At 44.9% G+C, this 22,591-nt stretch carries 24 protein-coding genes; 8 read left to right on the forward strand and 16 right to left on the reverse strand.

Translation table 11 applies throughout. From position 1 onward, the window contains the following. Window positions 1-92 precede the first annotated feature (92 nt). Together OGH69_RS02250 and OGH69_RS02255 are read left to right on the forward strand one after the other, a co-directional pair. Window positions 93-335: a type II toxin-antitoxin system ParD family antitoxin gene (locus OGH69_RS02250; RefSeq protein ID WP_265172810.1), complete on the forward strand. Its 243-nt coding sequence runs from the start codon at window positions 93-95 to the stop codon at window positions 333-335. Continuing rightward, a complete protein-coding gene (locus OGH69_RS02255; RefSeq protein ID WP_265172811.1) occupies window positions 335-628 on the forward strand; it encodes a type II toxin-antitoxin system RelE/ParE family toxin in 294 nt (97 codons plus the stop codon). The genes OGH69_RS02250 and OGH69_RS02255 overlap by 1 nt, the downstream gene beginning before the upstream one ends. 4 nt (window positions 629-632) lie before the next feature. On the opposite strand, the gene OGH69_RS02260 is transcribed toward OGH69_RS02255, so the two are convergent. The 3 genes from OGH69_RS02260 to OGH69_RS02270 all read right to left on the reverse strand — a co-directional run bounded on the left by OGH69_RS02260 (window position 633) and on the right by OGH69_RS02270 (window position 5,527). Continuing rightward, entirely contained in the window at window positions 633-1,829 is a 1,197-nt protein-coding gene (locus OGH69_RS02260) for a S41 family peptidase (protein WP_265172812.1), read from the reverse strand. 124 nt (window positions 1,830-1,953) lie between these two features. Further along, window positions 1,954-4,590 carry a DNA ligase D gene (gene ligD / locus OGH69_RS02265; RefSeq protein WP_265172813.1) on the reverse strand — a complete coding sequence of 879 codons (2,637 nt, stop codon included), beginning with the start codon at window positions 4,588-4,590 and terminating at the stop codon, window positions 1,954-1,956. A 151-nt stretch (window positions 4,591-4,741) separates the two neighbouring features. Continuing rightward, window positions 4,742-5,527: a non-homologous end joining protein Ku gene (locus tag OGH69_RS02270; RefSeq protein ID WP_265172814.1), complete on the reverse strand. Its 786-nt coding sequence runs from the start codon at window positions 5,525-5,527 to the stop codon at window positions 4,742-4,744. Between the two features lie 329 nt (window positions 5,528-5,856). On the opposite strand from OGH69_RS02270, the gene OGH69_RS02275 reads away from it, so the two are divergent. Continuing rightward, on the forward strand, window positions 5,857-6,720 hold the full coding sequence (locus OGH69_RS02275) for a hypothetical protein (RefSeq protein WP_265172815.1): 864 nt from the start codon (window positions 5,857-5,859) through the stop codon (window positions 6,718-6,720). Between the two features lie 50 nt (window positions 6,721-6,770). Here OGH69_RS02275 and OGH69_RS02280 read toward each other — a convergent pair whose 3' ends face one another. Then, window positions 6,771-7,409, reverse strand: coding sequence for a YciE/YciF ferroxidase family protein (locus OGH69_RS02280; protein WP_265172816.1), 639 nt, complete (start codon window positions 7,407-7,409; stop codon window positions 6,771-6,773). A 184-nt stretch (window positions 7,410-7,593) separates the two neighbouring features. Here OGH69_RS02280 and OGH69_RS02285 point away from each other — a divergent pair, with 184 nt between their 5' ends. Further along, the gene (locus tag OGH69_RS02285; protein ID WP_265172817.1) at window positions 7,594-8,079 is read left to right on the forward strand and encodes a DNA-deoxyinosine glycosylase; all 486 of its coding nucleotides are present in this window, start codon (window positions 7,594-7,596) and stop codon (window positions 8,077-8,079) included. Window positions 8,080-8,632: 553 nt separating this feature from the next. Further along, entirely contained in the window at window positions 8,633-9,103 is a 471-nt protein-coding gene (locus tag OGH69_RS02290) for a hypothetical protein (RefSeq protein WP_265172818.1), read from the forward strand. Window positions 9,104-9,105: 2 nt separating this feature from the next. Here OGH69_RS02290 and OGH69_RS02295 read toward each other — a convergent pair whose 3' ends face one another. The 11 genes from OGH69_RS02295 to OGH69_RS02345 all read right to left on the reverse strand — a co-directional run bounded on the left by OGH69_RS02295 (window position 9,106) and on the right by OGH69_RS02345 (window position 18,249). Continuing rightward, window positions 9,106-9,576, reverse strand: a complete 471-nt coding sequence (locus tag OGH69_RS02295) for a hypothetical protein (RefSeq protein ID WP_265172819.1) — start codon at window positions 9,574-9,576, stop codon at window positions 9,106-9,108. 64 nt (window positions 9,577-9,640) lie between these two features. After that, window positions 9,641-11,512 (reverse strand): CocE/NonD family hydrolase, encoded by a 1,872-nt coding sequence (locus OGH69_RS02300; RefSeq protein ID WP_265172820.1) that lies wholly within the window; start codon window positions 11,510-11,512, stop codon window positions 9,641-9,643. A gap of 19 nt (window positions 11,513-11,531) precedes the next feature. Next, window positions 11,532-12,074 (reverse strand): hypothetical protein, encoded by a 543-nt coding sequence (locus OGH69_RS02305; protein WP_265172821.1) that lies wholly within the window; start codon window positions 12,072-12,074, stop codon window positions 11,532-11,534. A gap of 35 nt (window positions 12,075-12,109) precedes the next feature. Next, complete coding sequence (locus OGH69_RS02310; RefSeq protein ID WP_265172822.1) at window positions 12,110-12,475, reverse strand: VOC family protein; 366 nt, start codon at window positions 12,473-12,475, stop codon at window positions 12,110-12,112. 366 nt (window positions 12,476-12,841) lie between these two features. Continuing rightward, window positions 12,842-13,516 carry a J domain-containing protein gene (locus tag OGH69_RS02315; RefSeq protein WP_265172823.1) on the reverse strand — a complete coding sequence of 225 codons (675 nt, stop codon included), beginning with the start codon at window positions 13,514-13,516 and terminating at the stop codon, window positions 12,842-12,844. An 85-nt stretch (window positions 13,517-13,601) separates the two neighbouring features. Beyond that, window positions 13,602-13,997 (reverse strand): FKBP-type peptidyl-prolyl cis-trans isomerase, encoded by a 396-nt coding sequence (locus OGH69_RS02320; RefSeq protein ID WP_265172824.1) that lies wholly within the window; start codon window positions 13,995-13,997, stop codon window positions 13,602-13,604. A gap of 35 nt (window positions 13,998-14,032) precedes the next feature. Further along, a complete protein-coding gene (locus tag OGH69_RS02325; RefSeq protein ID WP_265172825.1) occupies window positions 14,033-14,689 on the reverse strand; it encodes a DnaJ domain-containing protein in 657 nt (218 codons plus the stop codon). 230 nt (window positions 14,690-14,919) lie between these two features. Continuing rightward, window positions 14,920-15,660, reverse strand: a complete 741-nt coding sequence (locus OGH69_RS02330; RefSeq protein WP_265172826.1) for a patatin-like phospholipase family protein — start codon at window positions 15,658-15,660, stop codon at window positions 14,920-14,922. Further along, the gene (locus tag OGH69_RS02335; protein ID WP_265172827.1) at window positions 15,593-15,940 is read right to left on the reverse strand and encodes a patatin-like phospholipase family protein; all 348 of its coding nucleotides are present in this window, start codon (window positions 15,938-15,940) and stop codon (window positions 15,593-15,595) included. The genes OGH69_RS02330 and OGH69_RS02335 overlap by 68 nt, the downstream gene beginning before the upstream one ends. A gap of 3 nt (window positions 15,941-15,943) precedes the next feature. After that, on the reverse strand, window positions 15,944-17,536 hold the full coding sequence (locus OGH69_RS02340) for a hypothetical protein (protein ID WP_265172828.1): 1,593 nt from the start codon (window positions 17,534-17,536) through the stop codon (window positions 15,944-15,946). A 53-nt stretch (window positions 17,537-17,589) separates the two neighbouring features. Then, entirely contained in the window at window positions 17,590-18,249 is a 660-nt protein-coding gene (locus OGH69_RS02345) for a hypothetical protein (protein WP_265172829.1), read from the reverse strand. Between the two features lie 401 nt (window positions 18,250-18,650). Here OGH69_RS02345 and OGH69_RS02350 point away from each other — a divergent pair, with 401 nt between their 5' ends. The 3 genes from OGH69_RS02350 to OGH69_RS02360 all read left to right on the forward strand — a co-directional run bounded on the left by OGH69_RS02350 (window position 18,651) and on the right by OGH69_RS02360 (window position 21,552). Then, window positions 18,651-20,468, forward strand: a complete 1,818-nt coding sequence (locus OGH69_RS02350; protein WP_265172830.1) for a sensor histidine kinase — start codon at window positions 18,651-18,653, stop codon at window positions 20,466-20,468. Continuing rightward, entirely contained in the window at window positions 20,452-20,868 is a 417-nt protein-coding gene (locus OGH69_RS02355) for a response regulator (RefSeq protein ID WP_265172831.1), read from the forward strand. Before OGH69_RS02350 ends, OGH69_RS02355 begins: the two co-directional genes overlap by 17 nt. A 225-nt stretch (window positions 20,869-21,093) precedes the next feature. Further along, window positions 21,094-21,552, forward strand: a complete 459-nt coding sequence (locus OGH69_RS02360; protein ID WP_265172832.1) for a hypothetical protein — start codon at window positions 21,094-21,096, stop codon at window positions 21,550-21,552. A 247-nt stretch (window positions 21,553-21,799) separates the two neighbouring features. Here the strand turns inward: OGH69_RS02360 and OGH69_RS02365 are convergent, their stop codons facing one another. Then, window positions 21,800-22,378 (reverse strand): hypothetical protein, encoded by a 579-nt coding sequence (locus OGH69_RS02365; protein WP_265172833.1) that lies wholly within the window; start codon window positions 22,376-22,378, stop codon window positions 21,800-21,802. Window positions 22,379-22,591: the final 213 nt, after the last annotated feature.

Consider the following 22,591-nt stretch of genomic DNA (forward strand, 5'->3'; position numbering starts at 1 on the left):
CCGAGAGGATGGCCTTTTTTGTTTACGTATGTACGTTTTTATATATTGCAATAATTACCAAAATTTGGTAACTTTGAAATAAACTTTCTGTCATGGGCAAAAACACATCCATATCATTAGGAAACCATTTTGAAGATTTCATCGAAAGTTCCATTAGCGAAGGCCGTTATAACAATGCCAGTGAAGTTGTGCGCGCGGGTTTAAGGCTATTGGAAGATGAAGAAAATAAGATCATGGCGCTAAAAAAAGCCATTCAGGAAGGAATGGATAGTGGCATTGCCGGTGATTTTGAGCCCAAAGCGTTTTTGGCATCGTTAAAAGCGCGTAACAAGTAATGGCGAAATACCGTTTTTCCCATAAAGCACTGGAAGATTTGACGGCCATTTGGGATTATACTGTTATGGAATGGTCAGAAAGCCAGGCTGAAAAATACTATCATCTTATACTGGCTTCCTGTGCCGATTTAGCAGGGAATCCGCAACTTGGAAAGCCTTATGACATTCTCGCCATGAATGTTTTAGGGTACAAGTGTGGGCAGCACATTATCTTTTTCCGGGAGGTTTCTAAAAACGAAATTTTAGTGTATAGGATACTGCACGGAATGATGGATTTGAGGAAACGAATTTAAGTAATCACCTCGCCAGTTGTAACGCTTTATCCTTTGTTTCCGTACTATTCGCTGTCAGATAGACCGGTACAAAATTCTCCCTCGGCGTGCCGTTTACATGGTACAGCCTTTCGTAGGGGATCTGGTAGCCATAACCGGTATTCTTCATTTTAAAGGTGTAAATGGCTCCCAATAGCCCCGCCATTCTAGTCCCCACCGTCAGGGAGCGTTTCATGGCATCGAACCCGATTACCATGCCTTCGCCCATACTGCCTGTCCAGTGGCCGGCCATGATGATGAGCTTGCCTTTATAGGTGTTGCCGCGCGGGCTTACATATTCTATCCACGAACGCACTGTACCAAATTCCTTCTCATCAATTACATGTTTCTGGTAGGGGAGTTCCTTATCGGTAAAGCGCCCCATGATGCCGCGTGCTACGGTGGTATTGCCACCACCCGGTGTATCCGTCAGGTCGAGAATGATGCTTTTGGTCTGCATAAGGGCATCAAGGGCGGTGTCAAATTCTTTGATGAGCTCATTGTTGCCCAATGAATTGTTGATTTTGATGTAGCCGATGTTGCCATCCAGTATTTCGTAGTGCAGCAGGAGGGTAGCAGCGGGTTTTTCCGGGCTATTATCAGGATGGAACTCTTTTTCCTTCCCATTAACGATTGCGGTGAATACCCTTTTTGTATCGTATTTTCCTGCCAGCAGCATGTTGAGCGCATATGAATACATGGCATCATTGTGGGTATTGGTGAACTTTGGCAGGAATCTCTGTAACTGGGGGGCAATGGGCCTGCCATTAAATTTTACTACCTCCATGCCGGGCTTCAGGCCGCAGGATTCGGCACTGGAGCCGGGCTTTACATCGGCAATGAAAAATTTATTCCCTCTCTTTTCGGCGAAAACATCAGCCCCGCTGGGAATGATCCTGTTGGATATGGGCAGGGTCAGGTTGAGCGATACGTGCCCGTTGTGGAGTTCGTTTACCACTCCTTCCAAAAACTGTACAAAATACCAGTCGTGCGAAATGGTGTCGGCCTGCGGGAGATAAATTTCCTTTACCTTATTCCAGTCGATGCCCTGTTTTTCAAAATAGGCATAGTGCTGGTTGTAATCGTTCCAAAATTCAAGGAAATCCTCGCGGTATTTGTTTTGGGCAAAGATGGCCTGGGATAACAGGAGTAAAAGGAAAACAAAATGTTTTGTATGGCGCATAGCTTTTTTAGCAAATGTAAGGAAATGCTGTAAATGTGTGTTGATGGCAATGGATTTTCAGGTTGTTCCTCGGGATGGGCACACGCTATTAACCCTTTAAGGACGCAACCTATACCCCACGAAATCACCCTAATTCATCCAAAACTGCCTTCAAATCGACTGCATTATCAAAAAAATCCTCCCACAGGTCGCCTTTTTCCTTTATGCGTTCCGGCAGGGTTTTGATGTTGTAGTTTTTCATGTCGAAGCCTTTTTCATTCAGCTCTTCCCATTCCAATGGTGCGCTGGCCGTGGCGCCTTCGCGCGGGCGGAGGGAGTAGGCGCAGGCCATGGTCTTGCCTTTCCCGTTTTGCAGGAAGTCAAGATATACCTTGCCCTCGCGGTTCTTTGGCATGCGCTCCAGGCTGGTAATTTTTGGCAATGCTTTATGTACCGCCTGGCTGATGATGTGCGAGAAATCACGTGTCTGGCCGTAGGTGTATTTTGGTTTCACCGGAATGAAAACATGCAGCCCCTTGCCGCCCGACGTTTTCAGGTAGCCTTTGATGCCCAGGCTGTCGAGGACCTCCTTTACCTTATTGGCTGTGGTGATGAGGTCTTTCAGCGTAGCCTTGTTGGGGTCGAGGTCGAAGATGATGTAATCGGGGTTGTTGATGCTGCCCACGCGGCTGCTCCACGGGTTGATTTCAATGCACCCCAGGTTGGCCATGTAGATAAGCGTTTCCTTGTCGTTGCAAATGAGGTATTCTATGGATTCCCCTTTGGACGACGACCTTATCTTGCGTGTTTTTGCCCACGATGGCGCTTTGCCTCCCATGTCCTTCTGGAAGAAACCCTCGCTTTTAATGCCGTCAGGAGTGCGCCGCAGGGATTGCGGCCTGTCCTGTATGTATTTCAGCACATAGTCAGCCATGGTGTCGTAGTAGGCAATCACATCGCCCTTGGTGTAGCCTTCCTTTGGCCAGAATATTTTGTCCGGGTTGCTCACTTCCACCTTATCCGTATCCCATCCTGCTTTGCTTTCCATGCTCTTTTTTGTTTTGGCTTTTGCCGAAGTACTTTTATCTGTAACCTTGTTTTTCAGGGGGGGTGTTTCTTTTTTTACGTCTTCGGGATTCTTATCATTGCGCAACGCGATGAATACGGGGTGACGCAGGCTGTTGGTCTCTGTCCACTCGGAGAATTTTATCTGCGCTACCAGTTCGGGCTTTATCCAGTGTACCTTTGGCTCTCTGGGTTTTGTCGCAAATGGGCATTCTTTTTGTTCCAGTTTTTTCAGCTTTCCGTGCAGGTCTTTTAACGAGTCTTCATTAAATCCTGTGCCCACTTTTCCGGAGTACTGCAGTTTACCGCCTTCATAATATCCCAGCAGGAGGGAACCGAACCCACTCCGGGAGCCCTTTGGTTCCGTAAACCCGCCTATTACCATTTCCTGCTCTTTGGTAACCTTTATTTTCAGCCAGTCCTTAGAGCGTTTGTTCACATGGTAGCGCGAGGCGATCTTCTTGGCAATAAGCCCTTCGCCGCCGTTTTTCTCTGCTTCTTTCAGGGTTTTGGTGCCATCGCCCGCAATGTGCCCCGAATAGCGTATCGCATCTGTTTGCGGCAGCACAGCCTCCAGTATGCGCTTGCGCTGCAGCAACTCCAGGGGGGTAAGGTCATACCCGTTGAAATAGAGGATGTCGAACACATAGCATTTCAGCTTTCCGCGCCCGGGATTCTCGGCATAATACTGCAGCCACTGGAAATGGCTCAATCCTTTTTCGTCCTCCACAACAATCTCCCCGTCCAGTATCATGTCGTCTTTTATGATGCCGAATGCCTCAACTAATTCTTTATATTTTGCATTGAATGACAGTCCGTTGCGTGACATGAGTTCAACTTTGCCTTTATGTATTTGTACCAGTGCCCGATAGCCGTCATATTTGTTCTCGAACACCCATTCGTCGCTGTCGAATATTTCGTCGGCCAGTGTCGCCAGCTGCGGTTTCCAGTCTTTCGGGAAGGTCTTCCGCACTTTGGCATCGGCTACATCCTCAGCGGTGAATGTTGGTGCCTGCGATTTCGATTTCGGCTTTGATTTCGGCCGTGCCGGTGATTGAGCCCCCTTCTTAGGTTCATCCTCCAAAATATGGTTAAGGTCGCCGTGAAAGCTTTTCTTTTCCTCCTTATCGCTTTGCCAAACCTCCGATTTGTCATCTTTCCCGATCTCTTCCAGCGTACGCCCTGTAAGCACCGAATGCTGGTCAAACTCCTTTTTGTCGGCATAGTCGTCTTTGCCTTTCAGCAGCAGCCATTCGTCCTGCTTGCCGCTCATGCGCACCAGGTGGTAGGAACCCTTCAGCTTTTCGCCGTGCATCACCACCTTGATGTTCCCCTCCTTATGCATTTTCTTGAGCAGCTTTTCGCTTTCGGCCACATCATCCGAGCCTTCTGCCAGGTAGGTGCCGGTATCCCACACCATGACGGTGCCGCCGCCATATTGCCCTTTGGGTATAGTACCCTCAAAATCGATGTAATCCATCGGGTGGTCCTCTACGTGCATGGCAAGCCGCTTTACCGACGTATCGGCAATGGGGCCTTTGGGTACCGCCCAGCTAACCAATACACCGTCAATCTCCAGGCGCCAGTCATAATGCAGGCGTGAGGCGTCGTGCTTCTGTACTACAAAGCGCAGCTCCCTGCCAGATTTTTTGACCTTGCCCTGTGGCTCCTTCGTTTTTTTGAAATCGCGCTTGCGGTTGTATTCGGTTAGTTTCATGAAGATTTTATTTTTACCACATAGGTACATAGCTTTTTGATATCGGCTATAGAGTGCCATTAAGCGGCACAGAGCCTGAAGCTTTGCTTCACTATATCTACTTTATATTTATAAAAAACTATGAAACCTATGTCCCTATGTGGTTTATTTTTTAATTTTTTATCGCGGCCAGGCTCGCTTTCAGCTGTTCAAGCAGGTCGTCTTTGGCGGCAGGCGTTTTCCTGCGTTTTGTGGGCGCGGGTTCTTTCTTGTCCGATTTTGCCGCTGATTTCTTCTTGATCATTTTGATGAGTTCGGCCTTGTAGGTGTCTTTATATTTCGACGGGTCAAATTTATCCGTCAGCTGGTCGATGATGCTCATGGCCATGTCCAGCTCTTTCTTCGTGATCTTTATGTCTTTCGGGATCAGTCCGGCTTCATCAGGATCCCTCAGCTCATCCTCAAAGCGTATCTGTATCAGGAGAATGGCATCGTCCTCCACTTTCAATATCCCGAGGTGCTCTGTAGTGCGCATCACGAATTTGCACAAACCAACCTTGCCCGATTTGCGCAGGGCCTCGCGCAGCAGGGCATACACTTTCTTCGCTTCTTTGGCCGGTTCGGTGATATAGGGCTTTTCCAGGTATTTGGAGGGTATCTCCTCTTCGTTGATGAACTCAAATATGTCCAGGGACTGGGTTTTTTCGGGTGCCGCTTTGGCAAAGTCATCCTTATCGAGTATTACATAATCGCCGTTCTCCTTGCGGTAGCCCTTGGCAATGTCTTCCCATGCCACTTCCTTGCCGTCCTTTTTGCATACGCGCACGTACTGGATGGGGCATTTGTCCTTTTCCCTCACCATGTCGAGGGCAATGCGGTGGGTTTGCGTGCCGCTGTATAATTTGATGGGGATGTGCACCAACCCAAAGGAGATGCTGCCTTTCCATAATGCTTTCATATTGCTGTAGTTAAGTTATAATGCACATTAAATTTAAAAACTATGTAGTGGTTTACCAATGTATTTAATACTACTTTCACAGAAAACAGCCCTAAAACACTGTGCTGTTTCCATTAATCAGGATTAACATGGCTGATTATTCAAACGTTGTAAGTTAATTATTCATAATTTTTCGTTAAATATGATTTAAATGTGCGAAATTTGCACCGGTATTTTATCATGTCCATTTAAGGAAGGCAGGGAGGCCGACCACGGAGCTTTACCCAAAAAGCAATGCACCGGTTGGAGGGCTAATATCTTAACTGAGTGTTATTTTTTTTACATCTGAAATGAAACTACAAATCTTAAAAGCACTTGTGCTTTTATGTGTCCTGACAACTCCTGTTTTTGCCCAGGAAGAACAAAAGGCAAACCCCGAAAGATATACTGCACATAACAAAGGAAAATTCTTTATTTACTGGGGCGGCAACCGCGAAAGCTATACTAAATCCGACATCAACTTTTCAGGCAACGGCTATAACTATACCCTGTATAATGTTGAGGCGCACGACAAGCCTAAGGGGTGGAACATCGATTACGTTAACCCGTGCCGCATGACCATTCCGCAAACCAATGCCCGTATCGGCTACTACATCTCCGACCATTACAGCATCGGATTGGGCGTAGACCACATGAAATACGTAATGACCCAGGGGAAAACCGTACGGATGAACGGGTATATAGACCTGCCGGAAGGAGAAGCCGGGGCTGCGTTCAACGGTACCTACAACAACGTGCCTGTAGTGCTTACGGAAGATTTCCTGACCTTTGAGCATACCGACGGGCTCAACTTCGTGAACGTGGGCGTATCGCGCATCGATGACTTTTCTAAGTACATCGGGATTACCAATACCGACATTGTCCAGCTCAACCTTACCGAAGGCATATACGGCGGCTTCCTTTACCCCAAGACGAATGCCACCGTGCTGAGCAAGCGCCGCCATGATGATTTTCATGTTTCCGGGTATGGGATTTCCGTTGAAGCAGGCATTAACATCACGCTCTTTAAGCACTTCTTCATATTGGGAGAGTTCAGGTCGGGCTACATCAACATGCCCGACATCCGCACCACGTACCAGGGTGCCGACAGGGCTTCGCAGCACTTTAGCTATTTCCAGAAAATGCTTTCGGTAGGCGGGATTTTCAGGCTATAAATAAAAATGGGGTTCTTTTCGGAACCCCATCTTTCACCAATGCTGCTGCATTACTCCATTTCACCCTCATCTGCATCAGCAGCATCAAAGTTTATGGTGTTATAGGCGGCTTCGGTAAGTGTCGTATCGGCTTCTTTTTCCTCCTCCAGTGTCGCATGGAGCAGTGCGGCAGATTCCTCTTCGCCCAGTGTTTTGGCAAAGGCGCAAAGGGTGCCGTATGTAGCGATCTCATAATGCTCTATCTTTTGCGATGCGGCAATGATGCCCGCGTCACGCACAGGGCCCGGCTCAGTGCTCTCCATGATGTCCTGGCCTTCTTTGATCAGCCCGTCCATCGCTTCGCATTTTTTGGCTACGGCTTTTTTGCCGGCCAGCTCAAAAACTTTTTCAAGTCGGGCTATCTGCTCTTCCGTTACCGCAAGGTGGTCTTCCAGGGCGGCCTTCAGGGCAGGCGTGGTAACATTCTTTGCCATTTTAGGCAAAGCCTTTGTCAACGCCTTCTCTGCCCAGTAGATGTCTTTCAGGCTGTCGATGTATAATTCGCGCAGGCCTTCCGCTGCGGTGCTTTTCGCTTTTACCTGTCCGCGTGGCGCAGCAGGTTTTTTAGCTGTCGCAGTTGCAGATGGTGTACTTTTTGCTTTTGATGTCGATGTGGTTTTTTTAGCTGTTGTTTTAGTTGCCGTTTTCATAATGTTTATAGTAAATTTGATTAAACTGATTTTTTGTTCCATCAAATTTACCCAATGCAATACTCGGCGTGTATTAATTAAAACATAAAACAATACCCGCTAACAATACTTTAACCTCCTGTGTTACAATGGTCTTAAAATAACCTGCAGATGTTATGGTTTTCCACATAAATTTTACATCCTGATGAAAAAAGCATTTCCGCCTGTAGTGCACAGCGATTCCAAAATACTCATCCTTGGCACCATGCCCGGAGAAAAATCACTACGACTCCAAGAGTATTACGGCAACCGGGGCAACCAGTTCTGGAAGCTGCTGTTTGCAATTTTTAATTACGAGCCTACGCACGACTATCCCGGCAAGCTTTCGCTGCTTAAAACGCACCGCATTGCCCTGTGGGATGTGCTGGAAGGCTGTGAACGTGAGGGAAGCCTCGACAGCAACATAAAGAATGAGGTGCCCAATGACTTTACGGGCTTTTATAAAAGCCATCCCCAAATAACCCATGTGTTCTTTTCCAGTAAAAATGCTGCTGCCTATTATGACAAATACGTGGGCAGGAGGGAAGGCATTGCTTACGATACACTGCCGTCGCCCAGCGGGGCCAATGCTACAATGCCATTTGCGCAAAAGCTGGAGGTGTGGCAACAAAAAATCCTGCCGGCATTATGATACGGGCAGGATTTTTTTTGTTTTTGTGAGAATGGTAGTTCTTTCAGCTTCAGGAGGTAAAATACCTCCGTAACCGTCTTTGCCTGTAGCTTTTCATACCTGCATGTATGAAATGCCGCAATCTGTTTTTGAGGTTGGTCCAGTTCATAACATTAGTTTTAGTCCTTGTTAATAATCAGGGGCAAGTTTCAAAAAATAATGGGTAGTTACAATTAAATAAATATTAAAGTTTTGTTATTTAGTTCACTTATGCTAATGTACTGAAATTTAACATAATTATTTTAAATATGATTATTTTTTTAGTGTTATAAATAATGATTCTACATTGTTGAATCGAGTTTTATTATGATTTCATTAACAAATCAGAATTAGTTTACAGATTTTGATATTTAATTTCCGCAACCATTTTAACTCTAAACGGTAAAGTTCCCCTGTTTACGTGTGAAATTGTGCAGGATTGCATAAACTTTGTAACGCCTTTGAAAAAAATATCCGTGCATCCGGATTTTTTTTATCTTTGAAGCACTCAACAGTCTGTAATTTACCGGTTTCAATGAAGTTTTTCCTCTTTTTTTTCCTGTTTTCCCTCTCATGCTGGTCGCAGGCCAATGATTTTTCCGTTCGCCATAAAGAACTTATTTGGGAAAATGTGATCATTACCAATGAAACCGGCATTCCGGAACGGATCGCCAGGCACTCACGGCTTAGCATAATCTCTTCAGACAAATCCATCTACAAAGGCAAAGGCAGCCTGCTGAAAATCAACTGTCCGGGGTCGCCCGAATTCATGCAAAATGATTTCAGCTTCGATTTTGAGATTGAAACAGGCGCGGGCAAATACAGGATAACTGTTTATAATATAGTGTACCATACTGCGAAAGGAAAAGAAACCGCCGCGGAGAAATATTTCCTAAGCAAAGGTGTATTGAAAAATGACGAGGCCACTAAAACCGGGCTCAACTGCATCGATGCCTATTTCAACAGGATATTTACCAATACCCTGGCGTACAAGAATAAGATGTAGGTTTAGTTGTTCCTGCGAAATTCCATCTCTGTTAAGTATATCGAATCCACCAACGACCTACCGTATTTATCCGCAATGGTTTCGTTCATGGCCTGTTCGTAACAGTTATCGCTGAACCCTCCTGGTGTCGGGATGCATGAAGAAAGCATATAGTCGATAATAATGCCCTTTTTCAAAAATGTTTTCTTGACATGCTCCATTTCTGCTTCAGAAGTGCCTATGCCCATACCCATATAGAAAATATATTTACCTTTGGCTATGTCTCTGGCAGCACGCTTTTTCTGCGTCAGGCAAGCAGTGTCAACGGCTACCAGGGTTTTGCCTTTCTCTTTTGCATACCCATGCAGTTTAATGTAGGTATTGACATCGTACACGATAATGGTATCGCTTTCTTTCTTCACAGCCACTTCAGTATCCTTTGGCTTGCAGGAAAACATAAGGACGCAAAGAATCAGGATTGAGAGGACTTTCATCTTACTACGGGTTACATTAGCCAATAGAAAATAATCAATAGAAAATAATCAATAAAAAAATAAATCACTCCCTTTCCCCGATCTCGATCACCGAGCTGCCATAAACCCTGATGGTCGATTTTATGAAATCCTCCTCATTGGCCTTATAAATGTTATCCACATATTTTTGCGGGTTGCGGTCGATGTACGGGAACCACGTGCTGTGTACCTGTATCATGATGCGGTGGCCTTTTTTAAAGGTATGCAGTATGTCCTGCAGCGGTACGTTGACCCTCGTCACCTTGTTGGGCACGAACGGCTCCGGCTTTTCGAAGCTGTTCCTGAAACGCCCCCGGAAGGCTTCAGAGCGTACCAGCTGCTGGTAGCTGCCCATCACGATGTTCTCCGGATTGCCATCATAATTCGGTTCATCGTCAGGGTATACGTCAACCAGCTTCACGATGAAGTCGGCATCGGTACCGGTCATCGATACGTCAAGCCGCGCCAGTATCTCGCCCGAAAGCACCATGTCTTCCGTCAGTATTTCCGACTCAAACGTCAGTACATCCGGCCTGCGCGAGGCGTTGCGCTGGTCGTCCGACATGAAGTTGCGGGGCGTGAATACCAGCCCTTCGGTCTGTGAGGTATAGGGGACAGGCTTTGCCGGGTCGCTGGTATATTCAAATACCGCTTTATCATTTTGCGGCTTGTTGATGCCCAATCTTCCTTTTTCACCAAAATACAATTTCGTGTTGGCTGCGGCCTTCGGCGGCCAAACGTCAAAGGTTTTCCATTGCTTTATGCCGGTATCGAACATATAGGCTTCCGGCAGGTTGGGGTTGGCGCCGTCCTTCAGGTAATGGTCAAAGAATTTCCTTTCAATCTCTCTTTGGTAGAAAGTGGAAATGCTGTCGCCAAAGTAGATGTGGTTGTGTGCCAGCCTGCCGCTTTCGCGCGCCCAGCCTCCATGCGACCATGGGCCCATGACTATAGTATTCTTCGCCTTTGGCGTCGATTTTTCAATGGCTTTGTAAATGTTCAGCGGGCCGTACAGGTCTTCGGCATCAAACCAGCCGCCCACGGTCATCACGGCGGGAGTGATATTCTTCAGGTGGGGGAGGATGCTGCGCTTTTGCCAGAAGTCGTCGTAGTTCGGATGGTCAATGATCTGCTTCCAGAAGAAGTTATCATAGTGGTACTTTTCGGTAATGTTCTTCAGCGGCCCCAGCCGGAGGTAAAAGTCGTAGGCATCTTTGGCCGGATCGGCATAAAAGCGCATGATCTCTTTTTCGAACCAGTTGTCCTTAGTAAGGCCCGGCTTTTGGTAGCCGAATACGGCAAACGCAGGAGTGTAGCTTTCAAGGTACGCGCCCATGTGGTGGAAGTCATCAAAAAAGAAATCCGATACCGGGGCCTGTGGCGAAACGGCCTTCAGTGCCTGGTGGGCGTCGGGCAGCGCCGCTGCCGAGTAGAAGCCCGGGTAGGAAATGCCGTAAATGCCCGCCTTGCCGTTATTGCCCTTTACGTTCTTCAGCAGCCATTCGATGGTATCGTAGGTATCCGAGCTTTCATCGATGGCCTTTTTGTTCTTTTTATCGTTGCCGGGAATGTTGGGCGTCATGTTGTCGAACACGCCTTCGGACATGTAGCGGCCCCGCACGTCCTGGAACACGAGGATGTATTTGTCCTGTACCAGGTAATTGGAAGGGTGGCCGTGGGTGTTGTAATTGCCGTAACCCGAAGCGTTATAGCACGTACGGTTGAGCAGGAACGGGTAGGTTTTCGATTTTTCCTTCGGCACATAGGCAATGGTAAACAGCTTTACGCCATCACGCATCGGGATGTTGAATTCCAGCTTCTCATAGTTTTGCCGCATGTAGAGCGAGTCGGCATTTTGCTCCTGCGCGAATGCGGTGAGGGAGAGGAGGCTGAACAGGGATAGTAAAAGTACTTTCATAGGTGCTTTGAAAATATAATTATTTGCCTAATTTATCGATTAATTTGTGAGTATGGGCCACCAGCCCCTGGCCCGTGATGGAATTTGTACCCATAGAAAGGTCAACGCTTGCTTTGTTGTTATCGAGCCACAGGAATAGCTTTTCATTCTTAAAATAATACCGGTCCTCGGTTACAATGGTTTTTTCAGGATCAAAAGTTTCAGTGGTACCATTTTCTTTTGCCGTTTCAGCATCTGTGTAATACGGTACATTGTATTCAAAATTGCGGTCGCTGACGTAAATTAGCCGGCCCTTGTCAAAATAGTATTCCGTTACTCTTTTTCCCGATTCGCCGAACCAGGTTGCTTCGATGTACTTTAAAACAGTCCCGTCATAATATCCCTTCATTTCCCCACCATCGGTAGACTCATCAGGAATATCGACTGTTTTTACACGGAATGCGGAAAGGTTTTTCCTGATTGCCCTGCATGTATCATCTGTAGATTTTATGGCAGGATCAGCTTGTCCGTAAAGTATCGGGGTCATTAATAGCAGTGCGACTATCGAATACAGATATTTCATTTTCAGTATTTTAATAACTAGACATTAAAAAATCATCAATTAAAAAACTCCCCAAAATGCCACAATATGCCCGAGGGGTCGTGTACAAAGCACTCCCGGCCCCAGTCCATCGTACGGATGGGTACCACGCGTACGCCCTCATATTTTCCGGGCAGGTCCAGTGCGACGAGGTCGGCGTAGAATTGGTCCAGGTTGTCCACCTCCATGAACACCATAGTGTTGTCTACCCAGTCTTTCACATAATGGCCCTGCAGGTAGAAGGTGAGGCTGCCGCTGTGGAAGACGGCAAAGTCGGGCGCGTGGAGGTTTTCCTCAAAGCCGAGGTCGCGGTAAAACGCGCGTGAAATTTCAAAGTCTTTTGCCCCGATGAACGGGCGTATGGATTTGCCGTTGTGCTGCATTTTATATTGATTGGTTATTGTAAATGTACCATTTTTAAGTAATTGCCTAAATATTTATTTAACCACATAGGGACATAGGTTTTATAGCTTTTTCATGATTGCAGTGTATATAGCTAAGCATAGTGAAGCGACGCTTCAGCTTTGTGTCGCTTAGTTGCATTCCTATATCCATTATCTAGCGGCTATGTACCTATGTGGTTAAAATTTAGCAGATGTAAAATTCAGATAGATATTAGCCCCTCAAATGCAAAAAAAAATGATTGGGTTTCCAAAAGTCTCTTTTATACCCAGTAGAATACCTCTTTTTTCCCGTGCAATATACCCTAAAATCATCATCATCAGGTGCAAAAGTCATACAAAAATGACCTAATTTACCCCTGAAATCACCGCAAATAGCACGATTGCAATCATCATAGCGATAAAAAAGTAAACATAATCTGACAATTCTTCGGTTTCTTTTTCTTTGGTCACATGCGGCCGGGGTGCATACTCTACATTACTCAGTGCCGAAACCTTTTTTCTTAGACCCTCGTCGCCGTGTGCCAGCCGTATGAGCTTGCGGTAGATGACCATTTTGGAGGAGTCTTCAAGGAATACCGAGGCTGTTACGATCTCGTCGATGATAAAGCCATTAGTACGGATGTCCGCGGTACCCACCAGGTAGTTGAGGTTTTCGGTAGTAAGCACCCCGTTAATGAGTTCAAAGAGAGAGGATTCGCTTACATAGATGTCGGCATTCACCACCTTTTCCCTGATGGTTTTGAAGATGCGCAGGAAGGTAGCGGGGGTAACTTTGCCCGGTTCTGTATTTTCATAAGGATCGCTGTCTTTCGGGAAGCGCCAGTAATCATAGGATCTCCGGCTGGAGACATCGCTTAGTACCTGGTAGGACTCCACGATCTGCTTGAAGAATTCCTCGCTTTGCCGGGTGCCCCCGTTGCGGTCGGGGTGGTGCCTCAGGGCGAGCAGGCGGTAGGCCTTTTTTATTTCGTCCTGCGTGGAACCGGGGCTAACGCCAAGTATTTCGTAGTGGTCCTTCATCCGTGGAATATTCAACCTAAAATAGGCAATAATATTTGTAACGCAAAATTTGTAGGAATAATGTGTGGTACAGGCTCAGGAGCTTTTATTTTTTTAAAATGCTGTCAAGCTTTATCCTGATGACAAGTGTAGAATCCGGGGAAACATTTGCCGGGTATCCTTTTCGTTTTACAAGGTAGGGCGGTGCCGTTAACTCCCTGATTTCGCCAATGCGCATGCCACGAAGCCCTTCGTCAACTGCTTGTGTAGCCTGGTTGCCGCCAATGAGGACTTTTACAGGCGATGTGGAATCGTAATTTGAATATAAAACGGTACCGTTGCGATAGCTTGTGGTTTCATAAATCAAGACTTCATCGCCGGGCCCGGCCATAGCACCGGAACCTTTTTGAAGAATCCTGTATTGAAGTCCCGACGGTGTGGTGATGATTTTTGATCCACAGCTGCAGATTACCAGTAATAGTAAGGGGAGTAAAGATTTCATAGCAAGGGTTTTATCCGTAAATGTATGAAATACGTTTATAATGCCAATGCCAGGATGATGATTACGATGAGCAGTATGAAAAAATAAGCCCTGCCCTGATTTTCTGAAGCATTTGAAGTGTTGGGCACATCATATGCATGGCCTCTTTTTTCGATCATCACGGAAATTTTTTCCAGCGTACGCGTGTCGCCGTTGGCTAACAGGAGCAGCTTGTCGTGAATGGCGTGGCGGGAGGTATCGCTAAGGAACACGCCGGCTATGAGTATCTCGTCGATGATGAGGTTGATGGTGCAAACGTCGCCGGTGCGTGATAAAAACCTGATGTTTTCTTCCGAGAGCACGTCGTCCATCACTTTGTACAAAGCATATTTGTTGATATAACCGCCGGCATTGAATACCTTGGACTTGATGTCCTTAAAGATGATGAGGAAGGTCGCAGCGGTTTTTTTAGCGTGCGGGTCGGTATGGATTGCCTTGCCGGGATTGGCCAGCAGGTAATCGTAATCCTGCCTGCGCGACGAATCGCCCAGTATCTCATACGACTCGGCAATCTCCTTAAAGCGTTCCTCGCTGGTAGTGTCGCCCTCATTGCGGTCCGGGTGGTGCCGCAGGGCCAGCAGGCGGTAGGCTTTTTTAATCTCAGCGGAAGAGGAGGCCGGTGCAATGCCCAATATTTTGTAGTAGTCCTTCATCAGGAAAGTTGAAACGACTAAGATAATGCAATCGCTGCATTCTGCAAAACTAAATTAAAGGGGCTGTTTGTTTAACCACATAGATACATAGCTTTTGGAGGTTAATATCAGGTTCCATCAGAGTAACACAGAGTGTGGAAGCTTTGTTTCCCCTAAGTGGACATATATTTCCTTTTCATGCAATAAGTTGCTATGAATCCTATGTATTTATGTGGTAAAAGAATAAACGGTTACTTTGTTTTACCAAGGAAAAGCGCCGCACTCGTTTCGCCGCTCTTTATCAGCGACTGCTTCTGCTTTTCCGACATTTTTTTTACTTTTGGCCCTATCCCCGCATCCGACACCGAAATCGTCCTGTCCCAGTCTTCGGGCACCAGCTGGTTGCGGTTTAGGTTTTCCAGCGTAAGGATGTAAAATGCCTGCATGTAGTCGCTTAGGTTGTCGATGTCAATTTCTGCCAGTTCTCCATTGCTGTTGTCGTTGGCGATCTGTGCATCGGAGTCGATGCGAACGCCAATGGTTTTGGGGTTGGGCAGGCGCACCTCTTTGCCTGATGCGTCGGTGCTAATGCTGTCGAAAAGGAATATCGGGAAATTGCCGGTGATGCCGCCATCTACTACAATGTCCAGCCCTTTTTGCTTTTTCGGGTTTTTGTAAACGGTGCCTTTGCTGTCAATGAACACCGCCTCAAAGTACAGCGGCACCGACATTGAGATCCTCACCGCATCCTTCACTTTCATGTCGGGGTAGGTTTCAGCCGAGAATACTACCAGCTTTTGCCTGTTGAGGCAGGTGCCGGTAACGTACAGCTGCTTAAAGCCTTTCTTCCCAAGCTGCCTGAAAGTGATGTCGGAGTTGCCCGTTTTGGCTGCGATTATCTTTTCCACCCAGTGCGTAAAGGCATCACCACGGTACCAGCCAAACCTGCGGCACAGGCGGTACAGCCCACCGGCAAACATCAGTTTCCCCATCGTTGAATTTCTGGAACTTGGTTTCCGAAATGATGGCATAAATCTCCTGCGAGTCGTACCCGAGTGATACCATCATGGCCGTTATCGCCCCCGCCGAGGTACCGCCTACTTTCCGGACGCTGCCCATCATACCGTGGCTTTCCAGCTCTTTTATCACACCCGAATAAGCAATGCCCCGTATGCCCGCCCCCTCAAAGACGAGGTTTTCGACGGGATGGCTTTCAGGGTTTTGGGCGAAAGCGGAGAGGGATAGCAATAGGAGGAGGACTATAGTTTTCATAGGCTACTCTTTAAATCGGGGATCAGAAATTATTTTGTTATATAGCAGTAATGTATTTTCGTCTGTTTGTTTCAAATATGTCAATATTGTTTCTTGTTCGCTGGGAGAGTGGTTTAAGTCGACATCTTTAATTTTCCAATACCAACTTTCAATTAGCTCCCTTTGGTTAGAGAAGTCATACTTTATAAAAGCTTTTAAAATAGCCTGTCTGGTAAAAGAATCATTATCAATTTCACCGTTAAAATACTTTTCAAATATCTTTAGTGCTTTGATTTTGTCTGCCTGAATTAAAAGCTCTCCAATAAAATACTGCATTGGCCATGTTATGAATTCCTCATCCCAATAATACCAAAAAAGGTTGAATATCCTTTCTTTGTCAGGATAGGTAAGGAGCCTTTTATATTGTGTAGCAATCAAAAAAGCCGAAACACTGTCATAGTCTTCAAAATCATCAGTTTTCAAAGTTTTATTGTACTTTTTCCTGGCCTGCGGCTCAAGCATGGCTATTAACTTTTCAATTGGAATTTTATCAGCAACATATTTTAAAGCGTTTATTGGTTTACGATTTTCAGTCTCTTCTAATGTATGGTATTCATATTTTCTAAAGCAATCCGGATAAGGATGTTCCGATGAAATGGCATCAATAGATTCAATGTAATTTACGAGATTAACAGTATTATAACCCGAATGATAAATTAGTTGGTCATTATGGTGGTTCACACCATAATAACCCCTTGATAATATAAAAATCTCTATAAGTTTTCCTGGGTCATTCATAAGCTCTTTATAGTCCGCTTCATTCGGTACATCCAGGTATCTCCAATATGCAAGGTAGTTTTTATTACAGTATTTCAGGAACTTTTTATAGTCCTTTACATCCCGAAAATTTTTCTCATATATGATGCCATAACAATGTATTGCCAATTGCTGAAAAGAAAGATCTTTCCATTTATAGGTTTCTTTGTTATTCGGTAAATATTCAGGTAACGCAATTGCCATTGCTTTGTTGGGATAGTTTTTTTCGAGCCAAACTTTAAGAATTTCAGAGTCAAACTTTGCATGTGCAAGATAAAGAGCCGCGACCGGTGCATTTGCAGAATTGTTCAGGAGTATTTTTTCGGCTTCATTTGAGAGCGTATCATTTTTTTCTGCGTACCAATAAAATATAACATCATCAAATATCCAATTTGGTAGGGATGCAATGTCGACGGTCCTGTTTGTGCTTTTCTTGCGAAGGATTTCCAAAGTGGTATCAAAGCTTTCTGCAAGAGTCAATTTATCAAAGTCAATATAATCAGGATTCATTTTTTTCCAGACTCCTTGCAGGATAAATCCTGCTCGGTCTTCAAAATGGACTCCTTTTTTTTCATTGGCTATATAACAGGACTCTGCCATTGCGGGAGTTTTCACTGCAAAATCAAATAAATTCCTATGATTTTGTACCGAGCGCCGGGCCAAATACAAAGGCATTTTTTTAAGTCGTGCCAATGAGTCTTTATGCATGGATTTATAGATATAATCTACCGCCTCCTCATAGGTTTCTGGTTTTGAGCTTTCTTTCTCGTTGTTCTGAAAAGCATGCAGTTGTAAAACCATGAACAGGCAAACGGTATGTAATAGCTTTTTACACATAACAATAGCTTTTGAATTTATCCCTTAGCCCATTCCCCCAACAGCTTTTTATTCCCCGACAAACTCCCGATCATAAAGAATTTATTCTTTGACAATGCCGCTGATTCACCTATCTTCTCTTTCATTACGCCTTTTCTTCCGATGTAATTGGAATGCAGGAACCAGCTCCCGGATGCATCTTTCACAATATAGCCGGTGTGGAAATCCAGCCCCACAATATACACCGAATTTACCGGCTGTTTTTCCATGTAGGCCTCAAAATTCTTTATGCCGTTACAGGTTTTGATATCGGTACAAAGCACCTTTATCATGTCACCTGAAGCTACCTGTGCCAGCTTAACCCGCTGAATTTTGAATCCGAGGTCGGCCAGTGTGTTGGTCACGAAATACCCGCACGCGATGTTGCCCTCGCGTGGGGTGCGCGTCATGCCGTAAAAGTCCCAGGGTGTGCCGTTCCAGTAGGCGGGGAGGCTGTCGTTGACCAAATGGAAAAAGTAATTGGAAACCTCGCTGTGCGGCTTTCCGGCGAGCCCGGCTTTATGCTTTGTGACTGAAGTCTTGAAATCTTCGTAATCGGCGGGGTCTTTTTTAGGCGCGGGATCGGCTTGCGTAGCTTTGTCCCATTGGCACGCCATGAGGGCAAGTATTAGAAGCATGGAAGGTAGCAGTCGTTTCATAGTCAGGTGGTTGGTTCTAACTATAACAATTATTTTGCGGGTATATTGCGTTTGCACAGCCTGGCTATTGCATTATCGCTTCATGAATGACGGCGTGCTGCATATTTAGCTTCAAAATCGCGGTATAAGCAAGGATTAACAACCTCAATAATATCCGCTTATCGAAAGTAAAACGCACTTCGTCGACAAAAAAATAAGGTTCGCCATCCATTTCTTAACTATTTGCGTACATAACGGTAACTTTACCTTACTAAAACAATAATACCATGTTCGCTTTTAACGAGCCTAAAAACTTAAAAAATACTTTAGCTTTTATTGTATTTTTAATCGCTTCCCTGGTCATATACGGTTGGTTTTTCAATGTAGCTGCTTTGAAGAGCATAATGCCGGATTACATTTCAATGAAATTCAACACAGCCCTGTGCTTTATCCTTTTAAGCCTGTCTGTGATGATACAGCACGCGGAAGCAAGGAAGATAAAATTACTTTCCTTTTTGCTAAATGCCACGGTAGCTTCAATTGCAGCATTCTCCTATGCCCAGGAGCTGTTTGACGCAGATTTGGGGATAGACCAGCTTCTGATGCCGGATGCTGATGCCGTAATGGCCGACGACCCTTATCCGGGCCGTATGTCGCCGATAACTTCAATTTTATTTATAGCGATTGCATTTAGCTTAAGCCTCATAAAGCTGAAAGTGAAGCCTCTTTTTATACAATATGTCCTCCATTCTGTCACCTTGATGTCGCTTATTGCAACCATTGGCTACATATTCCATGCACCGGATTTTTATACATTGAATTTTGTAACCTCTATGGCTGTCCACACTTCGGTAGCATTTCTGCTTTTGTCGGTAAGTGCCTCCCTGATAAATTTCCGTTTGGGGCTTTCCGGCATCTTTACCGGAAAACAGGTGGGCAACATTATGGCCAAAAGGTTATTTCTGTTGATGTTCGCGGCTACTTCAATTTTTAGCATTTTACAGTATTTTGGGCATAAATACAATGTGGTGACTAATGAATTCAGCATGGCACTGTTTGCAGTAGCATCAATTGTTGTAAACATATTCATTATTTGGGAGACAACGGATATGCTCAATAAAAAGGATGTAAAAAAACGGCTTGCTGAAGAGAATTTCAGGCTGGTTGTGGAGTCGGTTCCCAGCGCATTGGTAAAGTCAGACAGGAGCGGTACCATTGTGATGGTCAACAAACAGGCAGAAAAGATGTTTGGGTACGACCGCGAGCATTTTGTAGGCAAAAAAATTGAGGTACTCGTTCCCAGCGGCGTTTCACCCCATCACCATATGAACAGGGAATCGTACAATAAAAAGCCGGAATCAAGATTTTTTGGCGCCGGCCGCGATTTGCATGCCACGCGAAGCGACGGCTCTGAGTTTCCCGTAGAAATAGGCCTTAACCCGATAACTACCGAAAACGGGGAGATGGTTTTGGCTTCTATTATAGACATCACCGAACGGAAAAAGCAGGAAAATATAATCGCAAAGCAAATGATAGAACTGCAATTGAAAAATGAGGAAATGGAGCAGTTTAACTATATCGCTTCACACGACCTTCAGGAACCTTTGCGGACGCTGTCCAATTATATAATGCTTATCGAAGAAGACTATGATGAGGAGTTGAACAGTGACGTGAAACTACACCTGAAAACCATGGATAATGCCGTATCGCGCATGAGCCTGCTGGTACGTTCCATCCTGGATTTTGGCAGGTTGGGGCGCAACAAGGTGCTTACCACTGTAAACTGCAACAAAATTGTTCTGAATGTGGTTGAAGACCTCGGCAGCCTCATTCAAAATACGGGCGCGAAAGTGGAAATTAAAGGCGATTTGCCCACCCTTAATGTTTATGAAACAGAGTTAAGGCAATTGTTTCAAAACCTTATAAACAACGCTGTAAAGTTCAGGAGGGAAGGCGTACCGCCACAAATAACCATAAGCAGCACAAAGAAAGACAGGGATTATGAGTTCTCTGTAAAAGACAATGGTATAGGCATCAGCGATAAATACTACGACAGGATCTTCCATATCTTTCAGCGGCTAAATAAACAGGACCAGTATGAAGGGCACGGTATAGGACTGGCCAATTGCCGGAAAATAGCAGAAATGCACGGCGGTAAGATATGGGTAGAATCGATACCCGGATCCGGCAGCACATTTAAATTTACAATAGCAACCTTAGAATATGAAACCACAGCTTAACTGCATTATGCTTGTTGATGACAACAGGAACGACAACTTTTTTCACGAAAGGGTAATACGTAAATACAACCCTGAAATTAAGGTAATAGTAAAAGAATCCGGCGAAGAAGCACTGGAGCATTTACGCAATAAAGTTTGTGACAATGAAAGCCATCCCGACCTTATTTTCCTGGATATCAATATGCCCGGCATGAACGGTTGGGAATTCCTGGAAGAGTATGAATTGATGGATAAAGAACTTCAATGCGAAATGATCGTGGTGATGCTTACCACCTCTCAAAACCCGGACGACATGGAGATGGCAAAAAAGAACAATATCCTTTCAGGCTTTAAGACCAAGCCCCTGGATAAGCAGATATTGGAAGAAGTTTTTGAAAAATTCTACAACGAAAAATCCTGATATTTACATTAGCCGGGGAGGCATCCTGCTATTAAGGCCCTCTTAAATTAAGTCAATATACCGATGGGTTGTTTGCTTTTGTAAAAATAATAGAAGTTAAACTGAAACTACACCGGATTTCCACCTCGTGCCGGTAATGGCATTGATGCGTTAGATAAATTTATTGTGATACGGCTGATTATTTACAGGAAATGCTAAATTTGCAAACCTTTTAAAATCAACCGTATGAAAAAAATAATTACGATCGCGCTGCTTGTAGTAGCATCTACCGTGGCATTTGCCCAAAAGAAAATGACCCAGGAAATCATCGATGAACACGGCACAAAAGTGTTCGACGCGCCAAAAGCTGAAATTTTTGCGCTGACAAAAAATGTACTGGAAAGCAGTGGCTACGAAATAGATTTTGAGAACGCCGAAAAAGGCAAAATCATTACCAAAAGGAAGATGATCGGTGCATCGGGTGTGGCAGTTGCCCCAGGTGCCGCGCAATACCGTAACGCCTACCGTGGCTATACCGCGACAATCGAAGCAGTAAGCCCGGAGCGCACCAAGCTTGTCCTGACCCCGAAAGTGTGGATGGGGGAGGCCGATGTTTCAGGAGACAGGGTGTGGGTAATCAAAAGCAACGTAGGCGAGATCCAGCTATGGAAGAACTTCTTCAATGCGATGCTGGAGCGGATGTAGACATTCATAAAACATTAAGAGGCAAATTTTGAGCCTTTACCTGAAAGCCTGTTTATGCAGGCTTTTGGCTTTTGCCGCTAGCGCGAGCGTCCCGCTCGTGCCGGTTAAATTTGGCTGTTGTTGTATCATTGCCTGCACGAGCTGGAAGCTCGCGCCAGCGGGGGGAGTTTTTTCATATCCATTAATGGTTGCTAGCGCAAGCTTCAAGCTCGTGCCAGCGGGGGAAGGTGTTCGAGTAAAGTATGCTTTAATCTAAAATACCTCCAACTTTAAGGGCTTGTATTATTTCTTTTTTCATTTCAAGATCCTTGTCAATACCCCAGTACATTTTAAGTGATGTCACCTCACTAATAAATTTTTTTTTGTCGTCAATTTCTAAATAGTAATTGAACCAATCTGGCGAGGCAGTTCCTCCTAAAATTACATCTTTGTTGTTTTCATCGCCATTTTCATAAACTTTTCTAAAATATATAATCTTATATTCATGCTTGGTTAAAGGAAAATCAACTGAAATTTCATCATCAAGAAATCCTTTAAATTGAATGTTATATTTTCTAGCAAATAGCACGCAACTGTAATCGTCCTTTTCACTAATTAATATGGGTTTTGATCTATAATAGATATTTTCAGATTTAACATATTCTTTATATGTAATTTTTCGGGAAATACCATTTTCGTCTATAACATCTTCGTATTCATTATCCATATATGCATGTACCATTTCACCCATTCTCTCAGAGGTCATATTATTAGCTTCAATTTCATCTTCATTTGTAGTTTTACAAGAAAGGCAAATGCATGCGAACGCAAACAATAAATATTTCATATGCTAATTATTTAATGGGCAAAGATATACGTTAGTAGTAAAATACCTATGATTTGTATAATTTTATTTTTACATTATTTGGCATAGTGGAGATGAAATCCCCACGCCAGCGCGAGCTTCCAGCTCGTGCAGGTAGCAATTGCTAAACTAGGCATGAGTGTGACGCTCGCGCTATCAAAAAGGCATACTGCCAAAAACTACTTGCTACTCCTT

The organism is Flavobacterium sp. MFBS3-15 (assembly GCF_026107645.2).
Classification (GTDB): Bacteria; Bacteroidota; Bacteroidia; order Flavobacteriales; family Flavobacteriaceae; genus Flavobacterium.

Coding starts and splice junctions, on each gene's coding strand:
- OGH69_RS02250 (WP_265172810.1), top strand. CDS start 93: ATGGGCAAAAACACATCCATATCATTAGGAAACCATTTTGAAGATTTC.
- OGH69_RS02255 (WP_265172811.1), top strand. CDS start 335: ATGGCGAAATACCGTTTTTCCCATAAAGCACTGGAAGATTTGACGGCC.
- OGH69_RS02260 (WP_265172812.1), bottom strand. CDS start 1,829: ATGCGCCATACAAAACATTTTGTTTTCCTTTTACTCCTGTTATCCCAG.
- ligD (WP_265172813.1), bottom strand. CDS start 4,590: ATGAAACTAACCGAATACAACCGCAAGCGCGATTTCAAAAAAACGAAG.
- OGH69_RS02270 (WP_265172814.1), bottom strand. CDS start 5,527: ATGAAAGCATTATGGAAAGGCAGCATCTCCTTTGGGTTGGTGCACATC.
- OGH69_RS02275 (WP_265172815.1), top strand. CDS start 5,857: ATGAAACTACAAATCTTAAAAGCACTTGTGCTTTTATGTGTCCTGACA.
- OGH69_RS02280 (WP_265172816.1), bottom strand. CDS start 7,409: ATGAAAACGGCAACTAAAACAACAGCTAAAAAAACCACATCGACATCA.
- OGH69_RS02285 (WP_265172817.1), top strand. CDS start 7,594: ATGAAAAAAGCATTTCCGCCTGTAGTGCACAGCGATTCCAAAATACTC.
- OGH69_RS02290 (WP_265172818.1), top strand. CDS start 8,633: ATGAAGTTTTTCCTCTTTTTTTTCCTGTTTTCCCTCTCATGCTGGTCG.
- OGH69_RS02295 (WP_265172819.1), bottom strand. CDS start 9,576: ATGAAAGTCCTCTCAATCCTGATTCTTTGCGTCCTTATGTTTTCCTGC.
- OGH69_RS02300 (WP_265172820.1), bottom strand. CDS start 11,512: ATGAAAGTACTTTTACTATCCCTGTTCAGCCTCCTCTCCCTCACCGCA.
- OGH69_RS02305 (WP_265172821.1), bottom strand. CDS start 12,074: ATGAAATATCTGTATTCGATAGTCGCACTGCTATTAATGACCCCGATA.
- OGH69_RS02310 (WP_265172822.1), bottom strand. CDS start 12,475: ATGCAGCACAACGGCAAATCCATACGCCCGTTCATCGGGGCAAAAGAC.
- OGH69_RS02315 (WP_265172823.1), bottom strand. CDS start 13,516: ATGAAGGACCACTACGAAATACTTGGCGTTAGCCCCGGTTCCACGCAG.
- OGH69_RS02320 (WP_265172824.1), bottom strand. CDS start 13,997: ATGAAATCTTTACTCCCCTTACTATTACTGGTAATCTGCAGCTGTGGA.
- OGH69_RS02325 (WP_265172825.1), bottom strand. CDS start 14,689: ATGAAGGACTACTACAAAATATTGGGCATTGCACCGGCCTCCTCTTCC.
- OGH69_RS02330 (WP_265172826.1), bottom strand. CDS start 15,660: ATGGGGAAACTGATGTTTGCCGGTGGGCTGTACCGCCTGTGCCGCAGG.
- OGH69_RS02335 (WP_265172827.1), bottom strand. CDS start 15,940: ATGAAAACTATAGTCCTCCTCCTATTGCTATCCCTCTCCGCTTTCGCC.
- OGH69_RS02340 (WP_265172828.1), bottom strand. CDS start 17,536: ATGGTTTTACAACTGCATGCTTTTCAGAACAACGAGAAAGAAAGCTCA.
- OGH69_RS02345 (WP_265172829.1), bottom strand. CDS start 18,249: ATGAAACGACTGCTACCTTCCATGCTTCTAATACTTGCCCTCATGGCG.
- OGH69_RS02350 (WP_265172830.1), top strand. CDS start 18,651: ATGAAATTCAACACAGCCCTGTGCTTTATCCTTTTAAGCCTGTCTGTG.
- OGH69_RS02355 (WP_265172831.1), top strand. CDS start 20,452: ATGAAACCACAGCTTAACTGCATTATGCTTGTTGATGACAACAGGAAC.
- OGH69_RS02360 (WP_265172832.1), top strand. CDS start 21,094: ATGAAAAAAATAATTACGATCGCGCTGCTTGTAGTAGCATCTACCGTG.
- OGH69_RS02365 (WP_265172833.1), bottom strand. CDS start 22,378: ATGAAATATTTATTGTTTGCGTTCGCATGCATTTGCCTTTCTTGTAAA.